Raw genomic sequence first — 19,011 nt, 5'->3', positions numbered from 1 at the left:
GTCCTGATCGTTTGTGACCTGCTTCACAGCACGACGGCACGGCTTTGCGCGACAATTGTGCCGGTTTGTGCACCGCCCTATCAGGTGCTATAGGCTTTTTTCATCCTTCCCGCCCCCCGTGCCGCACGAGATTGAGATGGCTGGCTATTTTCAACGCCAACTGGCCGACTACGTCGAATATCATCGCGATCCCTGGAACTGCGCGATGCACGTGGTCGGAATCCTGCTGCTCTTCACCGGCGCCGTGCTGCCGCTAACCCTCGTGCATTTCTCCGTCTTCGGGATCGAGGTGAGCCTGGCGGTGATTCTGGCGCTTCCGGTGCTGGTATACTGGCTGATGCTGGACGCCGGGGTCGGGTTCGGTATCCTCGCGGCGATGATCGTGCTGCTTTCGGTCGCAACCGCGATCGGCAATCAGGTCTCGATCGTCATGATGTGGTCGATTTTTGCAGTGCTGATCGGATTTGGCGTCGCAGCGCAGATCGTCGGCCACAAGGTATTCGAGGAACGCCAGCCGTCGATGGTCGATCACCCCACGCATTTTCTGCTTGGACCGATGTTTGTCATGGCGAAATTATTCATTGCATTGGGCTTCCGTCGCGACCTTGCCGCGATTCTGGCGCCTCTTCCGACCAATTCCCTTTCAACCCGATAGCTCCAGAAGCGAAACAGCAAACCTTCTTCATGGCTCTCGTCCTGGTTACCGGTGGCAGTGGCTTCATCGGACATCATCTCGTAGAAGCGCTCCGCGCCCGCGGGCAGCGGGTGCGTGTTCTCGATGTCCGGCCGCCCGCCGCGGCGAACGCCGACGTTGACTATGTTCATGCCTCGGTGCTGGACGGCGCCGCGGTCGATGCCGCGCTGGCCGGCGTCGATCAGGTCTATCACCTCGCCGGCCTGCCCGGCATGTGGGTCGCCAACAAGCAGGACTTCCACGACGTCAATTGCCGCGGCACCGAGGTCGTGCTCGCGGCCGCGATGAAGCACGGCGTGTCGCGCTTCCTGCACTGCTCGACGGAATCGATCCTGTTCCCCTATACCGACCTCAACGGCGTTGCCGCCGAAGAGGCGCTGCAGCCGGCCGACGCGATGCCGGGCGCCTATACGCGCTCGAAGTCGCTCGCCGAGCATCACGCCGCCAAGGCCGCGGCCGATGGCTTTCCGCTCGTGATCGGCACGCCGACCATGCCGATTGGAGCTGCCGACCACAATCTGACGCCGCCGACTGCGATGCTCTGGTACTTCCTCCAGAAGAAGGTGCAGCCGCATCTCAACTTCCTGGTCAATCTCGTCGATGTCCGCGACGTCGCCATGGGCCTCGTGCTGACCATGGAGCGCGGCCGCAACGGCCAGCGCTACATCCTCGGCGGCGACTGCGTCCCGCTCGGCCGCATCCTGCGGATGATGTCGGCGATGAGCGGCCGCCGGCAGTTCCCGGTCGTCGTGCCCGGCAAGATCGCCGAGCTCTCCGGCATCATGCTCGAATACCTGTCCGACAATTTCACGCGCCGGCCGCCCAACGGCACTGCCGAAGGCGTGCGCATCGCGCTGGCCGCGAGCGATCTTTCGATCGGCAAAGCCCGTAACGAGCTCGGCTATTCGCCGCGCCCGATCGAACCGGTCCTGCGCGAGACCATCACCTATCTGCTCGCCCGCGGCGGCGTGCAGCCCTCCGGCGCCATCAAGCAACACGCGCTCTCCTCGCGCGCGGGCTAAAGCCGCCGCCTAACGCAAAGAACCTTCATGTCCTTCGATTTCAGCAAGCTTCTCTCTGTCGCCTGGGGTGGCTGGACCACGACCTGGCCGACTGAACTCCTGGCCCTGATCTGGCTCGCCTTTCTCGCCAGCTGGGTGGGCGCCTCGTTCTGGCAGGGGCAGACCAAGAAGCAGGTCATGACACTCGAGTCGCAGCGCTATCGCCTGCCAATCCTGGTCGGCGGCATCCTGTACACGCCTTGGATTGCGGAGATCCTGGGCTGGAAGCCGCTCTGGGTGCTCGGCAACACCGGCATCATCATTGCCGCCGTCCTCTCGGTCGTCGGCATCGCCTTCGCCTGGTGGGGCCGGCTGCATCTCGGAAAGTTCTGGTCCAACACCATCACCCACAAGGAAGATCACCGCGTCATCGACACCGGCCCCTATGGCATCGTCCGCCACCCGATCTACACCGGGCTGATCTTCGGCATGCTGGTGACCGGCGTTGCGATCGGCCTGGTGACGACGATCCTCGGCGCCATCCTGATCTCGCTCGGCATGTGGCAGAAGGGCCGGATGGAAGAGGTGTTCCTGTCGAAGGAGCTCGGCGAAGACGCCTACGGCGCCTATTGCCGCCGCGTGCCGATGATCATCCCGTTCCTGTCGCCGCAGTGATGTAACAAGCCGCTATATCCTCCGACGTCGTCCTGGCGAAAGCCAGGACGACGTCATGGAGGCAGCGCGCCTTTGCCAGGAACCGCCCCTCCCCAAGCCCGTTATCCCCTCGACACCTGCACTGAGCGCAGAGCATCGAGCCATGTCGGACGCCTACGATTATTTTCGCGAGCACGCCATTGCCGCCGCGCGCAAGGCGCGGGCGCTGCCGCCGGGACGACCGAAGCAGAAGCAGCGCACGGTGGCGCGGGTCTATCATCTCCTGTCCAAGGAAGCCGCGCTGACGCCGAACATCCATCACCTCGATGATTTTCGTACGGCACGGCGGCTGGAGCGGCAGATCGGCCGCTGATCCGCGGACACCCCACTCTGCCATGCAAATTCGATCGGCTGCCATTCCACTGGAATAGGCCCGGCCGGCGCGCCGCACAGGTTGACGTGTGCCCGTTCAGCCAGTTGGATGCGCGCGCACACGGGGGCCTCTCATGACTTTTTCCAGCATCTTTGCGCAGTTCGTCGCGTTCATCGGCGGCATCGCGCTGCAATGGCGAAAGCTGTCAGGCACCACGCCTGCACCGGCCTGGGGCCAGGCGCCGGCTATCCCTGAGGCGAAGCCGCAAGGGGCTCTGCCGACCCTGAAGATGCCGACCGCGCGCGGCTGGAGCGAGGGCCAGACGCCGACGGTCGCACCCGGGCTCAAGGTCAATGCGTTCGCGACCGGCCTCGACCATCCGCGCTGGATCGAGGTGCTGCCCAATGGCGACGTGCTGATTGCGGAAGCAACGCAGATCGCGGGCGCGCCGCGGAGCGTGTTCCATTACGCGATGCAGGCGACGATGCGGCGCGCCGCGGCCCTCGGCGTTTCCGCCAACCGCATCACGCTGCTGCGCGACAAGGACGGCGACGGCGTCGCCGAAGTCCGCGGCGCCTTCATGGAGAATCTCAGCCAGCCCTTCGGCATGGCGCTGGTCGGCGACACCTTCTATGTCGGCAATACCGACGGCGTGATGGCATTTCCTTACGTCGCCAATGCCGACCGCATCACCGCACCGGGCAAGCGGCTCACCAATTTCAAGCCGAGCGGCCACTGGACCCGCAGTCTTCTGGCCAGCCCCGACGGCAAAAAACTCTATGCCGGTGTCGGCTCGCTCAGCAACATCGCCGAGATGGGCATGGAGGTCGAGCAAGGCCGCGCCGCAGTTTACGAGCTCGATCTTGCCGCCGGCACGCATCGCATTTTTGGCGCCGGCCTGCGCAATCCGGTGGGACTTGCGTGGGAGCCGAACACGAATGTGCTCTGGACCGTCGTCAACGAGCGCGACGGCCTCGGCGACGAGACGCCGCCGGATTATCTCACCTCGGTGCGCGACGGCGGCTTCTACGGCTGGCCCTATTGCTACTGGGGCAAGACGGTGGACGACCGCGTGCCGCAGGATCCGGCGATGGTCGCCAAGGCGCTTCAACCCGACTACGCGCTCGGCGGCCACACCGCTTCGCTCGGCCTGTGCTGGATGCCGGCAGGCACGCTGCCCGGCTTCCCCGACGGCATGGTGATCGGCCAGCACGGCTCGTGGAATCGCAGCAAGCTCTCAGGCTACAAGCTGGTGTTCATCCCGTTCGAGAACGGCAAGCCCTCGGGCCCCGGTCGCGACATCCTGTCGGGCTTCCTGTCCCCGGACGAGAAGGAATCCTACGGCCGCCCGGTCGGCGTCGCGATCGGCCCCGACAAGAAGTCGCTGCTGATGGCCGACGACGTCGGCAACGTGATCTGGCGCGTGACGGGGGCTTAATAGTAAGAAATGTGCTGAGATCGCCACGGGCGATCTCATATGCATTCCGTCATCCTTCGAGGCTCGCCGAAAAGGCGAGCACCTCAGGGTGACGGTGATAGAGCGCATCGCCGTCTGGCCATAGAGCCTCAACCCATCACGTCCCGACGCACAACGTGGCGCGCTGCTTCCGCAGCAGCGCGATCACGGACAGCGCGGTGATCAGCCCCGTCTTGGGATTTTCGGACGGGATGTTCTCGATCGACATCGAGAAGCGCGCCGAATCCGCCTCGACCTCGATGCGGTGAACGTTGCGGGTCACGGTCGGGTCCGCCCAGATCTGCACCGAGGTGCGATCGGGCCCGATGCCCGCGAGCGACAGCGCCACCGCGACGTTGAGATTGGCCGGGAAACCCTTGGCGGCCTCGCGCGCGGTGCCCTCGAACAGCTTCAGCGGCTCGCGCAGATTGCCAATGTCGATATTGTTCTGGACGATGAAGGGTGCGCCTTGCAACCCGTCGATCGGCTTGCGCGTCACCATCTTCACCGAATGGATGGTGCCGATGGCCGCGGCGTTGACGGCATCGAGCCCGATCAGCGCCCCGGTCGGCACGATGATGCGGCCGCCATTGGCGCGGGCAAGATCGACCAGATCAAAATTGTCGAGCAGACCGCCGACGCTGACCACGACCGCGGCCCTGCCGCGTGTCACCGCCGGCTCGACGATCGCGCGCAGCTGGCTGCTCGGTGCACACTCGACCACGATGTCGGCGGCCTCGCCGAGCCGGTCGATCGGCAGTACGGAGGGCGGGCGACGCAGGCCGTTGAGGAAGGCCTGATGCTTGGCGGGATCGCGCACGGCAACGGCGGACAGCGTCAGTCCCTCGATGCCCTGATCGAGCGCGGTCGCGATTCTGGTGCCGATCGAGCCCAGGCCCGCGATGGCCACCCGCAATTCGCTCGAAGCTTTCTGATCCGTCATCATCTTCCACCTCCTATCGACGCCAATGTCATAGCCGCTCAGGCCTCGCGCGCATAGCTGCGCAGGCGCGCCTCGAGCACCGCCAGCATGGCATCGCGGGCCGGATCGCGCGAGCCGCGCAGCCAGGCGGCGGCGAGCGGCAGCCGGCCGACCGGGCCGCTCTGCTTGGGCCGGAGCGGCACGAAGCGCACGCCCGTCACCGCCATTCGCGTGGTCCAGCGCGGCACGATCGCGACGCCGAGCTTCGTCGCCACCAGATGGATGATGGTCTGCTTCTCGTCGGCGACCTGCACGATGTGCGGCGTCAATCCGGCCTGCTCGAACAGCTTGATGGTGAGGTCGTGGCTGTGCGGCCGCGAGCGGCGGTCCGGCACCAGCATGGCCTCGTCGGCGATCTGCGCCAGCGTGATCGACTTGCGATCCGCCAGCGCATGCCGCTGCGGGAACGCCACGATGGCGGTCTCCTGGAGCAGATCGCGGAATTCGAGCCGCTTGTCGGCACTGTCGGGCGGACGGACGAAGGCGAGATCGAGCGCGCCGGTCAAAATCTTTGGCAGTAGCCGGACCGTCTTGTCCTCCAGAAGCTGGACCGCGATATCAGGATGCTTGTCACGGAAATCGCGCAGCAGCGCCGGCAGCAATCCCGCCGCCGCGCTGTCGATGGCGCCGACCCGGAGCCGCCGGGCAGCGCCCGCACGCGAGCGGTTGCGCAAATTATTCTCGACCGCCTCGACCTTGGCGAGGATCGCGCGGGCGTCGCGCAGCAGCGTCGCGCCGTCTTCCGTGAGCGAGACGGCGCGCGTCGTCCGCGCGAACAGCCGCGCGCCCAGATCCTCTTCCAAGAGCCTGATCTGCCGGCCAAGTGCGGAGGGCAGCATCCGGAGCTGCTGCGCCGCATGGCCGAAATGCAATTGCTCGGCCGCCGCCACGAAGCATCGCAACTGATGCAATTCCATCCCGGATCCTCTTGTCTCGCCCCGCGATGATTATATCATTTTTTTGTATAAACCAGCGCCAATTGAGTATGCCTCCTCCCCCCGCCTAGGCTCGCTGCCGGCATGGACCTCCGGGTCCGCCGACACAACAACAAGCCGGAACCGAGGGAGGCGAGGATGACGAGCGAGATTCAGACGCGCGTACTGCGCAAGATTACCTGGCGCATCGTTCCCTTCATCATGCTGCTCTACTTCGTGGCCTTCATCGACCGCGTCAATATCGGCTTCGCCTCGCTGACGATGAACAAGGACATCGGCCTGTCGCCGGCAGTCTACGGCTTTGGCGCCGGCATCTTCTTCTGGGGCTATTTCCTGTTCGAAGTGCCCTCCAACATCATCCTGCACAAGATCGGCGCGCGGATCTGGATCGCGCGGGTGATGATCACCTGGGGCATCGTGTCGGCGGCGATGGCGTTCGTGCAAGGGCCGACCAGCTTCTACATCCTGCGCTTCCTGCTCGGCGTCGCCGAAGCCGGCTTCTTTCCCGGCATCATCCTCTATCTCTCCTACTGGTTCCCGGCGCGCCAGCGCGCCGCGGTGACGGCGCTGTTCATGGCGGCAGCACCGCTCTCGACCGTGCTGGGCTCGCCGATCTCGGGCGCGCTGCTGGAGATGGACGGAATGTTCGGCTTCAAGGGCTGGCAATGGCTGTTCGTGCTGGAGGCGCTGCCGGCCGTGCTGCTCGGCTTCGTCGTGCTCGGCTTCCTGACCGATCGTCCCGAGAAGGCGAAATGGCTCGCGGATGACGAGCGCCGCTGGCTGATCGAGACCATGCACGTGGAGACCACCAGCAAGGCCGCGACCGCGAGCCACAGCATCTGGCGCGGGCTTGCCGATCCGCGCGTGCTGGCGCTGTCGCTGATCTATTTCGGCACCTCGGCCGGCCTCTACACGCTCGGCGTCTGGGCGCCGCAGATCATCAAGCAGTTCGGCCTGTCCTCGCTCCAGGTCGGCTTCCTCAATGCGCTGCCGGCGACCGCGGCCGTCGTCGCCATGGTGCTGTGGGCGCGGCATTCGGACCGCACCGGCGAGCGCACCTGGCATGTCGTCTGGGCCTGCCTGATCGCCGCCGCCGGCCTTGCCTCTGCCGGCCTTGCGACCGGCGTCGTCGCCGTGCTGGTCGCGCTGGCGCTGGTGAACATCGGCATCTCCTCGGCCAAGCCGCCGCTCTGGAGCATGCCGACGCTGTTCCTGTCCGGTCCGGCGGCCGCAGCCGGCATCGCCACCATCAACTCGATCGGCAATCTCGGCGGCTTCGTCGGGCCCGCCATGATCGGCTGGATCAAGGACCAGACCGGCAGTTTCGTCGGCGGGCTCTATTTCGTCAGCGGTCTGCTCGTTCTCTCCGCGGTCCTGACCCTGCTATTGTCGCGCGCGCAGACCGCGCCCGCCGAACCCGTCCCGCAATCCCGCTGACATCCCACACGGAGCATCTTCATGCGCACCCATTCGATCGCAGCCATTCCCGCCGACGGCATCGGCCCCGAGGTCATCTCGGCCGGGGTCCGTGTGCTAGAGGCTCTCGCAAAACGCAGCGGCGACCTCGCCTTCAACGTCAAAACCTTCGACTGGGGCTCGGACTATTACAAGAAGCACGGCGTGATGATGCCGGCCGATGGTCTTGCTGAACTGAAGAAGTTCGACGCGATCTATTTCGGCGCGGTCGGCGCCCCCGACGTGCCCGACCACATCACGCTGTGGGGCCTGCGGCTGCCGATCTGCCAGGGCTTTGACCAATACGCCAATGTGCGGCCGACCAGGATTTTGCCGGGTGTCGCCTCGCCGCTGCGCAATGTCGGCGTCGGCGATCTCGACTGGGTGATCGTGCGCGAGAATTCGGAGGGCGAATATGCCGGCATGGGCGGTCGCGCCCACAGGGGGCTGCCGGAAGAGGTCGGCACCGAGGTTGCGGTCTTCACCCGCGTCGGCGTGACGCGGATCATGCGCTATGCCTTCCAGCTCGCGCAGTCACGTCCGCGCAAGTTCCTGACGGTCGTGACCAAGTCGAACGCGCAGCGCCATGGCATGGTGATGTGGGACGAGATCGCAGCCGAAGTCGCGACCGAATTCCCCGATGTGACCTGGGACAAGATGCTGGTCGACGCCATGACCGTGCGCATGACCCTGCATCCGAAGAGCCTCGACACCATCGTGGCGACCAACCTCCACGCCGACATCCTCTCCGACCTCGCCGGCGCGCTCGCCGGAAGCCTCGGCGTCGCGCCGACCGGCAACATCGATCCGCAACGCCGCTTCCCCTCGATGTTCGAGCCGATCCACGGCTCGGCCTTCGACATCACCGGCAAGGGCATCGCCAACCCGGTCGCGACCTTCTGGACCGGCGCGCAGATGCTCGAGCATCTCGGCGAGAAGGACGCCGCGGTACGGCTGATGGCGGCCGTCGAGCGCGTCTGCGCAGCCGGCGTGCTGACGCCCGACGTCGGCGGCAAGGCGACGACGAAGGAAGTCACGGATGCCGTGATCGACGCGATTCACGGATCGAATGTGTAGAAGGCCGAACAGCACCGCCTGGTACGGCGTCCCTTTTTGGTTCAGGGGGCGCCGGTTCTCTCAGGTGGCGCAGGTGGTTCTAAAAATTCTTGACCTCCCCTCTTGAAACCAAAAACGAGTTTTTTTATTTTTCCGATGCCGCCGAGAGGTGGCGTTCCCGGCGCCTGATGGGTCGGGAAAGACTGAGACGGGCACCGGTCGTGTCCGGTGCCGCTCGTATCCATTTTGCTCCTTGGAGGATCTGGCTATGCGCACTTACGACTTCTCTCCCCTGTGGCGTTCGACCATTGGCTTCGACCGCCTTTTCGACCTCGTAGAGACGGCACAGCGTGCCGGCGAGGACAATTATCCCCCCTACAACATCGAACGCGTCGGCGAGGACCGCTACCAGATCTCGCTTGCGATCGCGGGCTTTTCGCCGGACGAGGTTTCGGTGACTGCCGAGCAGAACGCGGTGACCGTCGAGGGAAACAAGGCCGACAAGGCCGAGCGCGAATATCTCTATCGGGGCATTTCCGCACGGCCGTTCAAGCGGCAGTTCAACCTTGCCGACTACGTTCAGGTGCGGAGCGCGTCATTCGAGAACGGTCTGCTGAAGATCGAGCTGATCCGGGAAATCCCCGAAGCCATGAAGCCGCGGCGCATCGCCATCAACGGCGCATCGTCGGGCACCGTGCATCAGCTCGAGAGCAAAGCCGCCTGATTTTCGCTCGTCGGAGACCTGGTGATCCCGCCTGATCGTCGGGCGGGATCGACCCTGCCTTCGACCGCGTACCCCCCGATGCAAACCAGAGGTTTTAGCGAAAGGAGAAGGAGGACCTCTCATGATCGATCATGCTGACAACATCATCGACCTGAACGCGATACTGCACCCCGGCTCTGTCTACGATCATCCTCGCGACGTCGTCGCGGATCCGGCTCTGTCGATCGGCGAGAAGCGCGCGATCCTGGCGTCCTGGGCTTCGGACGCCGCCAGCGTTGCCTCAAACCCGGCGCTCAGAGAACTGCCGGGCTCGGACCAGCCCGTCCCCATCGACGAGATTCTGGAAGCGCTCGCGACGCTGGACCACCATCCAAAGGGCCCTCCGGGTGGCAAGCCGGTCCGCACGCGATCCATCTTGCGAACCGGTCTCGCAGCCTAGGCAACGACGGCTCAAGGGGGATTGCGATGATGATGGATGAAGATCTGGCGTTGTTGCGCGCACACCGCAACAACATCGGCCGTTACCAACGGTTGCTCGAGACCAAACTGACGGAGGTCGAGCGGCGGTTCATCGAGAGGCGCCTGTCCGAGGAGCGCCGCGCGATCGAGAAGCTCGCAGCCTCCGCGTTTCCCCTCGCCCTTCGACCTCCAAAGAGGCCGATCCGGAACGCAACCACGCTCATGACGCAAGCTGCCGCGGCGAATTGACATGTCCGACAACCTCCCGACATTCGAAATGTTCTTGAGGAGATACCGGCGAAGGACATGGCGGTGGCGCGTCTGCACGACGGAAGGACACCTCGTCATGCATGGGTCCGAAAACAACCGGCCTGCGGCGAAATATGCGGCTGAAAGGGCATTGTTCTTGATGCTTCTCGCCGCGCCCTATCGGCCGGCGAGCCAAGCCTCCGCCATGGCGCGCTCCTCCTCGGCGACGCCAGCATCAAGGTGGCTGCCGCGGCAGCAGATGCGCGAATGACGAGACGAGGTACGGAGCCGACGCTCGGCGTCAGGCAATGCCCGTGCCGGCCATCTCCGCTCCTGACGGCCTACCGCCGCGCCGGCGGCGGCGTTGCCATCGCGGCCGCCGGCTCGGGCGGCGTCAGGTGGCGGGGGACGATGATGGACTGGCCGGGCGTGAGCGGCGCATTTTCCGCAAGCGAGTTGCTCTGCGCAAGCGACCACAGCGGCACGCGATTGGCCGCGGCGATGCTCTCCATGGTGTCGCCGCGGCGTACCGGCACCCGCACGCCGGAGTCCCACAATTCCACCAGCGTATTCGCCGGCACGACATAGCGCAGCGGCACGGCATCGGCCTGGGTCTGCGCCTGAATCCGCGGCAACTGCGTCACCATCTCGACGATCTGGCGATGGATGTCGTCGGACTTCTCGATGTTGATATGCGAGACGCGGCTGTTCTCCTTGAGGTCGTAGCTCGCGTAATGGCCGCGATAGCCGGGCACCGCCACGACATCGCCACCGCCCAGCACGCTGTCGGACAGGAAGATGTTGATGAAGCGCTCGACATTGAGCGGCACGTCGCCGGTCGCATGCGCAGGATCGATGGCGATGACGAGGCTGATCGGGATATTCTCCTTGGCCGCCATCTCCGAGATGACGATCGAGCACAACCCGCCCATGGAGTGGCCGATCAGCACGATCGGCGCCGGGCTTTCCTTGTAGCTGGCGATGGCACGGTCGCCGATCCACCGGCAGATGGTGAACTCATAGACGTTGGCCGAGAAGCCGGCCTTCGTCAGCTTCTCTTCGAGCCGATCCATGCCGGTCGAGAAGATCGGCCCCATGGCGCCGCGGAACAGATAGATTTTCGGCGGCGGCAGCGGCTCGGCCGGTGGAGGTGGCGGCGGAGCGACGGGTGCGACCGCTGCAGGCTTTGACTTGGCGGGTGAGGCAACGGCCGTGCCGGTGCTCAAGGCGAGCAGCGCGACCGCTGCCAGCACGACTAGTCGCCTCAAATCAATCATCAGTCCAACAGTCCCACGATGGAAGGCCGCCGCCTTCCCAAGGCGCTTAGTGACCACCGATTGGGTGGAATTTGGGGCACGGAACCGGGCTCTGGAGACCAAGGAGCCCGCGACCGTGGCAGGTCGGCTGCGCAGGCGTCGAGCACGGTCGCCACGCGGAAAGCGGCCAACAACGCATCGACGTCATTGCGTCAGTGTCTGCTCTGAATTCACCTCGGGCGCCGGGGCCGGGGGCGGACCGTCCTTGGCGCCGGAATCCGTCCATGCAGGCGGCAGGCCGAGCCCCTGTCCCGCGAAGCCGGTCACGCCTGGAAACCGTCCGAACGCCTCGCACGCGACATATTTGGGCGCGCCGCCGAGGCGCACGGGAATGCTTTCCATCGGAGGCAGCGCAGGAACGCCGCCGAACGGCGACTCTCCGGTCGCAACCAGCTTGGCAAAGTCGGCGCCGAAATCGGCCGCGAGATCGTAGGCGTCCCCCTCGTTGGCGAGCCGCGCAGAATTCGTGATCGAATTGGCGCCGCGCGCCCAGACCATGGCCGCCTTCTGAAATCCGGCGAAGTCGCGCGCTTCCGCCTCGACCGACAGACTGCCGAGCCCGACCGGAAGCCTGGGCACGGGCACAGGCACGGCGGGAAGCGCAACGGTCTTGGCGATCGACAGGGCCCGGGATGCGCCGGCGGCGGTCGGGTTGGTCGGCGCCGCATGAGTCACCGTCGCCTGCACGGTGAGGTCCGCGTCGTCATCGGCGGCAACGATGCGGAAGCGTTCGCTCAAGCGGAGACAAAGTTCGCGGCTGATGGCGTTGGCGACGAGACGCCGCTCCTTTTCATTCAAGGGGACATCGCCGCGCGCGGGAAAGACTGTCGATGCAATCCGGATTGTTTTCGCCGCCAGCACGTCCTGCTTGTTCACGCGGATCTGCGATCGCGTCATCAGCCCGTTCGCGTCCGACATCCGGTCGTAGCTCCTGAGCGAGCCGGCGCGTTCAAGCGGCGCGGTCGCGCATCCCCCGAGCGCAAGCGCGACAGACATCAGGACCGCCCATCGCAAGCGCCTGGCCCGGCGCGCGTCGAGACAATCCATTGGAGAGATTACTCCGGCAGTCACTCTCTCGCCCCCAGTCGCGCGTCAACGTGACGAGAGGGAACTCTTTAATCTTGATGTTCTCATGACGAAATGTTGCTGGATTGTTGCCGGATCGAGCGTCCACGGGGGAAGACGCGCGCATTGAGAACTCGGCACATTGCCGATCGCGATCCCCGTTCGCTGCGGCCTGGCCTAGAGCGGCAGCATCCGGTTCAGCAGTTCGAGCAAGGTGCGCTGCTCGGCCTCGGTGAGCGGGGCCAGCATCTTCCGGTTATAGGGCTCCGTGAGCCTCGTCCCCTCCTGAATGATCTTCGCGCCCTTTGGCGTGAGCATGAGCTCGACGGCGCGACGATCCGACTTCGAGCGGTTGCGCTTGATGAAGCCGGACGATTCGAGCTCGTTCAGGATCTTGATCAGGTTCGGCAGGCGCAGCCGAAGCAGGCTGGCGAGGCTGCTCGGGGGAACGCCGGGATTGTCACGAATGACGGCGAAAATCGCATAGGTCGCGGGCGTCAGCCCCAATGCGGCGAACTCTTCATAAAAGCCTTCGAAGAACTTCAGCTGCGCCAGCCGCAGCATGAAGCCGGGCGTGCGCTGGAGCGCTTTCAGATCCAACGATTTCTCCGGCTGCCGGCCGGACTTCACTGCGGGTTTCACGGGCTCATGATCCTCAAACCGCGGCGGCCAAACGTCCACCGAATTGACACTCCGCAAAATAGCTATAAAATATAACTATAATTCAGCGGCACCAAGACCGCGCTTGGGAGGGACACAATGAACAGCAAATTCCTGCATAAATTATGCATTTCGGCCGTGATGCTGGCCGCCGCGGCGCCGGCATTTGCCCAGGATGTGGTGAAGATCGGCATCCTGAACGACCAGTCGGGCCCGTTCGCGAGCTATCAGGGCATCGGCTCGGTCGTCGCCGCCAAGATGGCGGTCGAGGATTATGGCGGAAAGGCCGCCGGCAAGCCTGTCGAGGTCGTCGCGGCCGATCACCAGAACAAGACCGATATCGGGATCGGCATTGCGCGACGCTGGTACGAGAACGACGGCGTCGATGCGATCTTCGACATTCCGAACTCGTCGATCGCGCTCGCGGTGGCCGGCATGAGCGCCGAGAAGAACAAGGTCTTCGTCGGATCGGGCGCCGGAACGGTGCTGCTGACCGGCGAGAAGTGCACGCCAAACACCATCCACTGGACCTACGACACCTATGCCTATGGGCGCGGCCTCGGCAAGGCGATCGTCCAGCAGGGCGGCAAGAAGTGGTTCTTCATCACGGCCGACTATGCCTTCGGTCATGATCTGGAAAAGCAGGCCGCGGAGGCCGTGAAAGCCTCCGGCGGCGAAGTGCTCGGCAGTGTGCGACATCCGCTGGGAACGGCCGATTACGCCTCTTTCCTGCTCCAGGCCCAAGCTTCGGGCGCAAACGTCATCGGCTTCGCCAATGCCGGGGACGATACCATCACGTCGATGAAGCAAGCCGCCGAGTTCGGGCTGACCAAGGACCACAAGCTCGTCGGACTGATCCTGGGCATGAACGGCCTTCCCGCGCTCGGGCTGAAGTTCGCGCAGGGCGCGCAGATCATGAACCCGTTCTACTGGGATCTGAACGACGGCACGCGCGCTTTCGCCAAACGCTTCGCCGAACGCATTCCGTCGAAGGCCTATCCGAACGACATGCAGGCCGGCGTCTACGCGTCGGTCATTCACTATCTCAAGGCGGTCGACAAGGCCGGCGGCGCCAAGGACGGCAAGGCGGTCGTGGCCGTGATGAAGGACCTGCCCACCGACGATGCGCTGTTCGGCAAGGGTTACATCCGCAAGGACGGTCGCAAGATCCATCCGCTCTACCTGCTCCAGGTCAAGGCGCCGGAGGAATCGACCGCGGCCTGGGACCTGTTGAAGGTCGCCGGCACGATCAAGGGTGAGGATGCGTTCCGGCCGGAGGGCGACGGCAAGTGTGCGCTTTCCAGTCCATGAGCAGCTTCGGGAGTTCACGATGACCGGCATCGCATGCAGCCAGGCCGATCCGTTTGCGCCTGATTTCCTGGCCGATCCCTACCCCGCCTATGAAGCGCTACGCGCGCTCGGGCCGGTGTTCAAGCTCGAGCGTTACGACGTGTGGGCCATGGCGGGCTATGCCGGGGTCGAGGCGGCGCTGAAGGACTGGAAGACATTCATCAGCGGCGAAGGGGTCGGCCTCAACGGGATGAACCCTGCCCTGCCGAGACCGCTGACGCTTCAGATCGATCCTCCGGAGCACGACAAGGGGCGGCGGGTCCTCGGCCGCACGCTGTCGCCGGGCGTTGCGCGGCGGCTGCGCGAGACGTTTCAGCAGGAGGCGGAGAAGAAGATTTCGGAGCTGCTCGACAGAGGCACGTTCGATGCCGTGGCCGATCTCGCCGAAGCCTATCCGATGAAGGTGTTTCCGGATGCGATCGGCATCCGGCCGGACGGCCGCGATAAGCTGCTGGCCTGGAGCACCTTCGTGTTCGACAGTTTTGGTCCCGAGAACGATCAGCTGGCGGCATCACGGCAAGCGGGGCTCGCGGCGCAGAGCTGGATCATGGAATGTTGCGCGCGAGATGCGCTGCAGCCCGACGGGCTCGGCATGATGATCTACCAGGCGGCCGACGAAGGCGAGATCAGCGAGCACGAAGCCACCCATCTGGTGCGGCCGTTTCTCACCGCCGGGATCGACACCACGGTCAACGGCATCGGCAATACCCTGCTCGCGCTCGCCACGCACCCGGATGAATACCGCAAGCTCCACCACAAGCCGGAGCTGGCGCGCAACGCCTTCGAGGAAGGCCTGCGCTACGATTCACCGGTGCAGACGTTCTTTCGCACCACCTCGCGCGACGTCGAGACCGACGGCGGCGTGATCCCGGCGCACCGCAAGGTGCTGCTGTTCATGGCCTCCGCCAATCGCGATCCCGCACGATGGGACAAGCCGGACCGTTTCGAGGTGGAACGGGTTGCGACGGGGCATGTCGGCTTCGGCGCCGGCATTCACGCCTGCGTCGGCCAGATGATCGCACGCCTGGAGGGTGAATTGATCTTCAGCGAGCTTGCGAGGCGTGTGAAGACGATCGAGCTTGTGGGGGAGCCGCGACGCAGGCTCAACAATTCCCTGCGCGGGCTGGAGACCATGCCGGTCCGCGTGACCGCCTGCTAGGCTGCATCAGGCGGGTCCGGGATCCCGACGGGAGCGACGCGCTCAGTTCCGCGGCGGTGCCGTGGCCGCGGCCGAGCGCGCCTGCCGGGGTGTGCCCGGCTCGGCAGCAACCGGCGCCGCCGGCGCACGCGAGCGCATGATCGCGGCGTCGATCTCGGCGATGACGCGGCGCTGGATCGCCTCGTTCTTGTCGATCGAGATGTGGCCGACGCCGGTGCCGCGCACGTCGACATTGTCGAGCTTGCCGCGGAAGCCGTTTGCGGCGCGCACCGGCTCGCCGGGACCATCGCCGATATAGATGTTGATGTAGCGCTCGGCGCCGGTCGACAGCTTGGTCTTGAACACGGAGTCGAGGCCGATCGCGAGCTTCACGGGCACGCCGAGCTGGTTGAGCTTGGCGATCATGTCCGGCAGCGCGGTCGCGCCCGAGGAATGGCCGACCAGGACGATGGTCTTGATGCGGCCGGCCTTGTAGGCGGTCGCGGCCTCATCGGCGAGCGAGGACCAGGACACGAAATTGGCAACCGTCACCGGAATGCCCTGCGCCTGAAGCCGGGAACCGATCGTGTCGAGCCCGAGCGAGAAGATGTTGAGCACGCCGCGCAGCAGGTAGACATGCGTGGTCGCAGCGGCTGCCTGGCTCGGCGCCGCCTTTGCGGTGGTCGGGCTCATGGCAACAGCTGACAGCAGGAGCAGGCACATCGCCCACACACGGATGGCGGGCAACTGGCTGGCGCCGGCGGTGTGACGGCCGTTCGGTCTCATCGATCTATTCCCTGGGAACAATACGCTTTGCGATTGGCCGGAATCGTAGCCATGGCCTGCTCGCAGACGCAACAAAGAGCCGCGTGAGCGGCAATCTTAGCCGCAGCACGTGACCATCGCGCAACACTTGCCCGAAACCTGCCACCGAAGCGCCTGTTTTGGGACCATTTTTCTCCGGCCAATTGCGACCGGGCAAGGGCATTCCTATCTCAGGGCTCCGCTGACCAGCCCGCCCGGCCGGTTCCAGCCTCCCCCCTCCCCAGCCTTTGCCCTCAGACTTGCGGCCATCATGTCCTCCATCATTTCCGTCGCCAATTTGTCGAAGACCTATGGGTCCGGCTTCAAGGCGCTCAAGAACGTCAATCTCGACATCCAGCGCGGCGAGATTTTTGCGCTGCTCGGCCCCAATGGCGCCGGCAAAACCACGCTGATCTCGATCATTTGCGGCATCGCCAACCCGAGCGACGGCAAGGTCCTCGTCGGCGGCGAGGACATCCAGACCTCCTACCGCAAGGCGCGCTCGCTGATCGGCCTGGTGCCGCAGGAGCTCCACACCGACGCCTTCGAGAGCGTCTGGGCGACCGTGAGCTTCTCCCGCGGCCTGTTCGGCAAGCCGAAGAACCCTGCGCACATCGAGAAGGTGCTGAAGGACCTCTCGCTCTGGGACAAGAAGGACAACAAGATCATCACGCTCTCCGGCGGCATGAAGCGCCGCGTGATGATCGCGAAAGCGCTCTCCCACGAGCCGCAGATCCTGTTCCTGGACGAGCCGACCGCCGGCGTCGACGTCGAGCTGCGCAAGGGCATGTGGGAGGTGGTGCGCACCCTCCAGCAGTCCGGCGTCACCATCATCCTGACCACGCACTACATCGAGGAAGCCGAGGAGATGGCCGACCGCATCGGCGTCATCAACAAGGGCGAGATCGTGCTGGTCGAGGACAAGGCGACCTTGATGCAGAAGCTCGGCAAGAAGCGGCTGACGCTGCATTTGCAGAGCAAGCTCAGCGTGCTGCCGGAGAGCCTTGGCCATTACGAGCTCGACCTCTGCGATTCCGGCGCGACGCTGGTCTACGACTACGACACCAAGGGCGAGCGCACCGGCATCACCAGCCTGCTCAGCGACCTGCGCAATGCCGGCATCCGCTTCAACGATCTCGACACGACCCAATCGTCGCTCGAGGACATCTTCGTCGACCTCGTGAGGACGTCATGAACTATCGCGCTGTCCGCGCCATCTATCTGTTCGAAATGGCGCGCACCTGGCGCACGCTGCTGCAAAGCATCGTCTCGCCTGTGGTTTCGACCTCGCTCTATTTCGTGGTGTTCGGCGCCGCGATCGGCTCGCGCATCAGCCAGGTCGAGGGCGTCAGCTACGGCACCTTCATCGTGCCGGGCCTGATCATGCTCTCGGTGCTGACGCAGAGCATCGCCAACGCCTCGTTCGGCATCTATTTCCCGAAGTTCACCGGCACGATCTACGAGATCCTGTCGGCGCCGATCTCCTATGTCGAGATCGTGCTCGGCTATGTCGGCGCCGCCGCGACCAAGTCGATCATTCTGGGCCTCATCATCCTGGCAACGGCCGGCCTCTTCGTTCCATTGCATATCCACCATCCAATCTGGATGCTGACCTTCCTGGTGCTGACGGCGGTGACGTTCAGCCTGTTCGGCTTCATCATCGGCATCTGGGCCGACGGCTTCGAAAAGCTGCAGATGATCCCGATGCTGGTGGTGACGCCGCTGACCTTCCTCGGCGGCAGCTTCTATTCCATCGACATGCTGCCGCCGACCTGGCGTACGGTGGCGCTGCTCAACCCGGTCGTCTATCTGATCTCCGGCTTCCGCTGGAGCTTCTACGAGATCGCCGACGTCAGCGTCGCCGTCAGCATCGGCATGACGACGGCGTTCCTGGTGATCTGCCTCGCCGCGATCTGGTGGATCTTCCGCACCGGGTACCGGCTGAAGAACTGACTGTCACTCCGGGGGCGCCCGAAGGGCGAACCCGGAATTGACGGCGGTGAGGTCACCGATAGCAGTGGAAGCGATGATAGCCGTCATAATACCCGCGGCAGCGGTAATGGCGGTGATGTGGAATGCCGAACACACCCTCCACCGCGCCCACGGCGCCGCCGACACCGGCACCGACCGCGCCTCCGACCACACCGCCCACCGGACCGGCAATGCGATTGCCTTCATGGGCGCCTTCCTGGGCGCCGCGCACGATGCCCTGGGCATGGCCGGCTTGCGGCAGAAAGATCAGCGCGAGCAGGATGGCGGCGGCGGCGAAAAGCAGGCGGACAGGCAAACCGGCCGGCAATGGCGCAGCGGCGATACGGACTTTGTTCATCTTCGATCCCAAGGGAATACAGAGGTCAACGGCGGCGAAAACCGCCCGTCAGGGTAGGCCATCGTCAACGCTCGGAGCGGCCAAATGGTTGCGCCTTTGTGACGAATTGTCGGCGTCGTGAACGCATGTCCGCTCGCGAAAATGTCAGCATCGCAGCTGGCGGCGCGGCACGAAGCGGCCTTGCTTACGTCCGGCATCACGTTAACGATGGGGAGGCGGGCCGCTGGAACGAAAGCCGGATTGCAGGCATAGTGCACGCCGGGGGACGGAGAGCCGCGGCGCCTGCGCGAACAGGCCGGAGGCCAGGACTC

Annotated in this window: 21 protein-coding genes; 14 read left to right on the top strand and 7 right to left on the bottom strand. The window is 64.9% G+C overall.

Annotated features, from left to right (window positions below; translation table 11 throughout):
* Nucleotides 1-136 precede the first annotated feature (136 nt).
* From AC1RUR_RS02815 to AC1RUR_RS02795, 5 genes are all read left to right on the top strand, one after another.
* Complete coding sequence (locus AC1RUR_RS02815; protein ID WP_492841094.1) at nucleotides 137-655, top strand: Mpo1 family 2-hydroxy fatty acid dioxygenase; 519 nt, start codon at nucleotides 137-139, stop codon at nucleotides 653-655.
* Between the two features lie 29 nt (nucleotides 656-684).
* Entirely contained in the window at nucleotides 685-1,716 is a 1,032-nt protein-coding gene (locus AC1RUR_RS02810) for an NAD-dependent epimerase/dehydratase family protein (RefSeq protein WP_492841092.1), read from the top strand.
* 27 nt (nucleotides 1,717-1,743) lie between these two features.
* The gene (locus AC1RUR_RS02805; RefSeq protein ID WP_492841090.1) at nucleotides 1,744-2,370 is read left to right on the top strand and encodes a methyltransferase family protein; all 627 of its coding nucleotides are present in this window, start codon (nucleotides 1,744-1,746) and stop codon (nucleotides 2,368-2,370) included.
* A 142-nt stretch (nucleotides 2,371-2,512) separates the two neighbouring features.
* Complete coding sequence (locus AC1RUR_RS02800; protein ID WP_492841088.1) at nucleotides 2,513-2,722, top strand: hypothetical protein; 210 nt, start codon at nucleotides 2,513-2,515, stop codon at nucleotides 2,720-2,722.
* A 133-nt stretch (nucleotides 2,723-2,855) separates the two neighbouring features.
* On the top strand, nucleotides 2,856-4,160 hold the full coding sequence (locus AC1RUR_RS02795; RefSeq protein ID WP_492841087.1) for a PQQ-dependent sugar dehydrogenase: 1,305 nt from the start codon (nucleotides 2,856-2,858) through the stop codon (nucleotides 4,158-4,160).
* 136 nt (nucleotides 4,161-4,296) lie between these two features.
* On the opposite strand, the gene AC1RUR_RS02790 is transcribed toward AC1RUR_RS02795, so the two are convergent.
* On the bottom strand, nucleotides 4,297-5,121 hold the full coding sequence (locus tag AC1RUR_RS02790) for an aspartate dehydrogenase (RefSeq protein ID WP_492841584.1): 825 nt from the start codon (nucleotides 5,119-5,121) through the stop codon (nucleotides 4,297-4,299).
* A gap of 38 nt (nucleotides 5,122-5,159) precedes the next feature.
* Complete coding sequence (locus AC1RUR_RS02785; protein ID WP_492841085.1) at nucleotides 5,160-6,077, bottom strand: LysR substrate-binding domain-containing protein; 918 nt, start codon at nucleotides 6,075-6,077, stop codon at nucleotides 5,160-5,162.
* A gap of 156 nt (nucleotides 6,078-6,233) precedes the next feature.
* Here AC1RUR_RS02785 and AC1RUR_RS02780 point away from each other — a divergent pair, with 156 nt between their 5' ends.
* The 5 genes from AC1RUR_RS02780 to AC1RUR_RS02760 all read left to right on the top strand — a co-directional run bounded on the left by AC1RUR_RS02780 (nucleotide 6,234) and on the right by AC1RUR_RS02760 (nucleotide 10,038).
* Nucleotides 6,234-7,532: an MFS transporter gene (locus AC1RUR_RS02780; RefSeq protein WP_492841084.1), complete on the top strand. Its 1,299-nt coding sequence runs from the start codon at nucleotides 6,234-6,236 to the stop codon at nucleotides 7,530-7,532.
* A gap of 21 nt (nucleotides 7,533-7,553) precedes the next feature.
* On the top strand, nucleotides 7,554-8,627 hold the full coding sequence (locus AC1RUR_RS02775; protein WP_492841082.1) for a tartrate dehydrogenase: 1,074 nt from the start codon (nucleotides 7,554-7,556) through the stop codon (nucleotides 8,625-8,627).
* A 247-nt stretch (nucleotides 8,628-8,874) separates the two neighbouring features.
* The gene (hspD, locus tag AC1RUR_RS02770; protein WP_492841081.1) at nucleotides 8,875-9,330 is read left to right on the top strand and encodes a small heat shock protein HspD; all 456 of its coding nucleotides are present in this window, start codon (nucleotides 8,875-8,877) and stop codon (nucleotides 9,328-9,330) included.
* 121 nt (nucleotides 9,331-9,451) lie between these two features.
* Nucleotides 9,452-9,769 carry a hypothetical protein gene (locus tag AC1RUR_RS02765; protein ID WP_492841080.1) on the top strand — a complete coding sequence of 106 codons (318 nt, stop codon included), beginning with the start codon at nucleotides 9,452-9,454 and terminating at the stop codon, nucleotides 9,767-9,769.
* Nucleotides 9,770-9,795: 26 nt separating this feature from the next.
* Nucleotides 9,796-10,038 (top strand): hypothetical protein, encoded by a 243-nt coding sequence (locus tag AC1RUR_RS02760; protein WP_492841078.1) that lies wholly within the window; start codon nucleotides 9,796-9,798, stop codon nucleotides 10,036-10,038.
* A gap of 341 nt (nucleotides 10,039-10,379) precedes the next feature.
* Here the strand turns inward: AC1RUR_RS02760 and AC1RUR_RS02755 are convergent, their stop codons facing one another.
* The 3 genes from AC1RUR_RS02755 to AC1RUR_RS02745 all read right to left on the bottom strand — a co-directional run bounded on the left by AC1RUR_RS02755 (nucleotide 10,380) and on the right by AC1RUR_RS02745 (nucleotide 13,019).
* Nucleotides 10,380-11,315 carry a LysM peptidoglycan-binding domain-containing protein gene (locus AC1RUR_RS02755; protein WP_492841077.1) on the bottom strand — a complete coding sequence of 312 codons (936 nt, stop codon included), beginning with the start codon at nucleotides 11,313-11,315 and terminating at the stop codon, nucleotides 10,380-10,382.
* 183 nt (nucleotides 11,316-11,498) lie between these two features.
* Nucleotides 11,499-12,350, bottom strand: a complete 852-nt coding sequence (locus AC1RUR_RS02750) for a DUF3313 domain-containing protein (protein ID WP_492841076.1) — start codon at nucleotides 12,348-12,350, stop codon at nucleotides 11,499-11,501.
* 246 nt (nucleotides 12,351-12,596) lie between these two features.
* A complete protein-coding gene (locus tag AC1RUR_RS02745) occupies nucleotides 12,597-13,019 on the bottom strand; it encodes a MarR family winged helix-turn-helix transcriptional regulator (RefSeq protein ID WP_492841074.1) in 423 nt (140 codons plus the stop codon).
* A gap of 159 nt (nucleotides 13,020-13,178) precedes the next feature.
* On the opposite strand from AC1RUR_RS02745, the gene AC1RUR_RS02740 reads away from it, so the two are divergent.
* On the top strand, nucleotides 13,179-14,390 hold the full coding sequence (locus AC1RUR_RS02740; RefSeq protein ID WP_492841072.1) for an ABC transporter substrate-binding protein: 1,212 nt from the start codon (nucleotides 13,179-13,181) through the stop codon (nucleotides 14,388-14,390).
* 19 nt (nucleotides 14,391-14,409) lie between these two features.
* Entirely contained in the window at nucleotides 14,410-15,588 is a 1,179-nt protein-coding gene (locus tag AC1RUR_RS02735) for a cytochrome P450 (protein WP_492841071.1), read from the top strand.
* A gap of 42 nt (nucleotides 15,589-15,630) precedes the next feature.
* On the opposite strand, the gene AC1RUR_RS02730 is transcribed toward AC1RUR_RS02735, so the two are convergent.
* Entirely contained in the window at nucleotides 15,631-16,353 is a 723-nt protein-coding gene (locus AC1RUR_RS02730) for a hypothetical protein (protein ID WP_492841069.1), read from the bottom strand.
* A 289-nt stretch (nucleotides 16,354-16,642) separates the two neighbouring features.
* Between AC1RUR_RS02730 and AC1RUR_RS02725 the strand changes: the two genes are divergently transcribed.
* Nucleotides 16,643-17,566 (top strand): ABC transporter ATP-binding protein, encoded by a 924-nt coding sequence (locus AC1RUR_RS02725; RefSeq protein ID WP_492841067.1) that lies wholly within the window; start codon nucleotides 16,643-16,645, stop codon nucleotides 17,564-17,566.
* Nucleotides 17,563-18,324 carry an ABC transporter permease gene (locus AC1RUR_RS02720; protein ID WP_492841065.1) on the top strand — a complete coding sequence of 254 codons (762 nt, stop codon included), beginning with the start codon at nucleotides 17,563-17,565 and terminating at the stop codon, nucleotides 18,322-18,324. The genes AC1RUR_RS02725 and AC1RUR_RS02720 overlap by 4 nt, the downstream gene beginning before the upstream one ends.
* Before the next feature lie 52 nt (nucleotides 18,325-18,376).
* On the opposite strand, the gene AC1RUR_RS02715 is transcribed toward AC1RUR_RS02720, so the two are convergent.
* Nucleotides 18,377-18,700 (bottom strand): hypothetical protein, encoded by a 324-nt coding sequence (locus AC1RUR_RS02715; RefSeq protein ID WP_492841064.1) that lies wholly within the window; start codon nucleotides 18,698-18,700, stop codon nucleotides 18,377-18,379.
* Nucleotides 18,701-19,011: the final 311 nt, after the last annotated feature.

It is taken from the genome of Bradyrhizobium sp. GW821-FHT12B03, from assembly GCF_058807535.1.
This window is presented reverse-complemented; position numbering and strand designations above follow the sequence as displayed.

What these genes read in the sequence shown, in the direction of transcription:
- AC1RUR_RS02815 (WP_492841094.1), top strand. Translation starts at nt 137, where the DNA reads ATGGCTGGCTATTTTCAACGCCAACTGGCCGACTACGTCGAATATCAT.
- AC1RUR_RS02810 (WP_492841092.1), top strand. Translation starts at nt 685, where the DNA reads ATGGCTCTCGTCCTGGTTACCGGTGGCAGTGGCTTCATCGGACATCAT.
- AC1RUR_RS02805 (WP_492841090.1), top strand. Translation starts at nt 1,744, where the DNA reads ATGTCCTTCGATTTCAGCAAGCTTCTCTCTGTCGCCTGGGGTGGCTGG.
- AC1RUR_RS02800 (WP_492841088.1), top strand. Translation starts at nt 2,513, where the DNA reads ATGTCGGACGCCTACGATTATTTTCGCGAGCACGCCATTGCCGCCGCG.
- AC1RUR_RS02795 (WP_492841087.1), top strand. Translation starts at nt 2,856, where the DNA reads ATGACTTTTTCCAGCATCTTTGCGCAGTTCGTCGCGTTCATCGGCGGC.
- AC1RUR_RS02790 (WP_492841584.1), bottom strand. Translation starts at nt 5,121, where the DNA reads ATGACGGATCAGAAAGCTTCGAGCGAATTGCGGGTGGCCATCGCGGGC.
- AC1RUR_RS02785 (WP_492841085.1), bottom strand. Translation starts at nt 6,077, where the DNA reads ATGGAATTGCATCAGTTGCGATGCTTCGTGGCGGCGGCCGAGCAATTG.
- AC1RUR_RS02780 (WP_492841084.1), top strand. Translation starts at nt 6,234, where the DNA reads ATGACGAGCGAGATTCAGACGCGCGTACTGCGCAAGATTACCTGGCGC.
- AC1RUR_RS02775 (WP_492841082.1), top strand. Translation starts at nt 7,554, where the DNA reads ATGCGCACCCATTCGATCGCAGCCATTCCCGCCGACGGCATCGGCCCC.
- hspD (WP_492841081.1), top strand. Translation starts at nt 8,875, where the DNA reads ATGCGCACTTACGACTTCTCTCCCCTGTGGCGTTCGACCATTGGCTTC.
- AC1RUR_RS02765 (WP_492841080.1), top strand. Translation starts at nt 9,452, where the DNA reads ATGATCGATCATGCTGACAACATCATCGACCTGAACGCGATACTGCAC.
- AC1RUR_RS02760 (WP_492841078.1), top strand. Translation starts at nt 9,796, where the DNA reads ATGATGATGGATGAAGATCTGGCGTTGTTGCGCGCACACCGCAACAAC.
- AC1RUR_RS02755 (WP_492841077.1), bottom strand. Translation starts at nt 11,315, where the DNA reads ATGATTGATTTGAGGCGACTAGTCGTGCTGGCAGCGGTCGCGCTGCTC.
- AC1RUR_RS02750 (WP_492841076.1), bottom strand. Translation starts at nt 12,350, where the DNA reads ATGTCTGTCGCGCTTGCGCTCGGGGGATGCGCGACCGCGCCGCTTGAA.
- AC1RUR_RS02740 (WP_492841072.1), top strand. Translation starts at nt 13,179, where the DNA reads ATGAACAGCAAATTCCTGCATAAATTATGCATTTCGGCCGTGATGCTG.
- AC1RUR_RS02735 (WP_492841071.1), top strand. Translation starts at nt 14,410, where the DNA reads ATGACCGGCATCGCATGCAGCCAGGCCGATCCGTTTGCGCCTGATTTC.
- AC1RUR_RS02730 (WP_492841069.1), bottom strand. Translation starts at nt 16,353, where the DNA reads ATGAGACCGAACGGCCGTCACACCGCCGGCGCCAGCCAGTTGCCCGCC.
- AC1RUR_RS02725 (WP_492841067.1), top strand. Translation starts at nt 16,643, where the DNA reads ATGTCCTCCATCATTTCCGTCGCCAATTTGTCGAAGACCTATGGGTCC.
- AC1RUR_RS02720 (WP_492841065.1), top strand. Translation starts at nt 17,563, where the DNA reads ATGAACTATCGCGCTGTCCGCGCCATCTATCTGTTCGAAATGGCGCGC.
- AC1RUR_RS02715 (WP_492841064.1), bottom strand. Translation starts at nt 18,700, where the DNA reads ATGAACAAAGTCCGTATCGCCGCTGCGCCATTGCCGGCCGGTTTGCCT.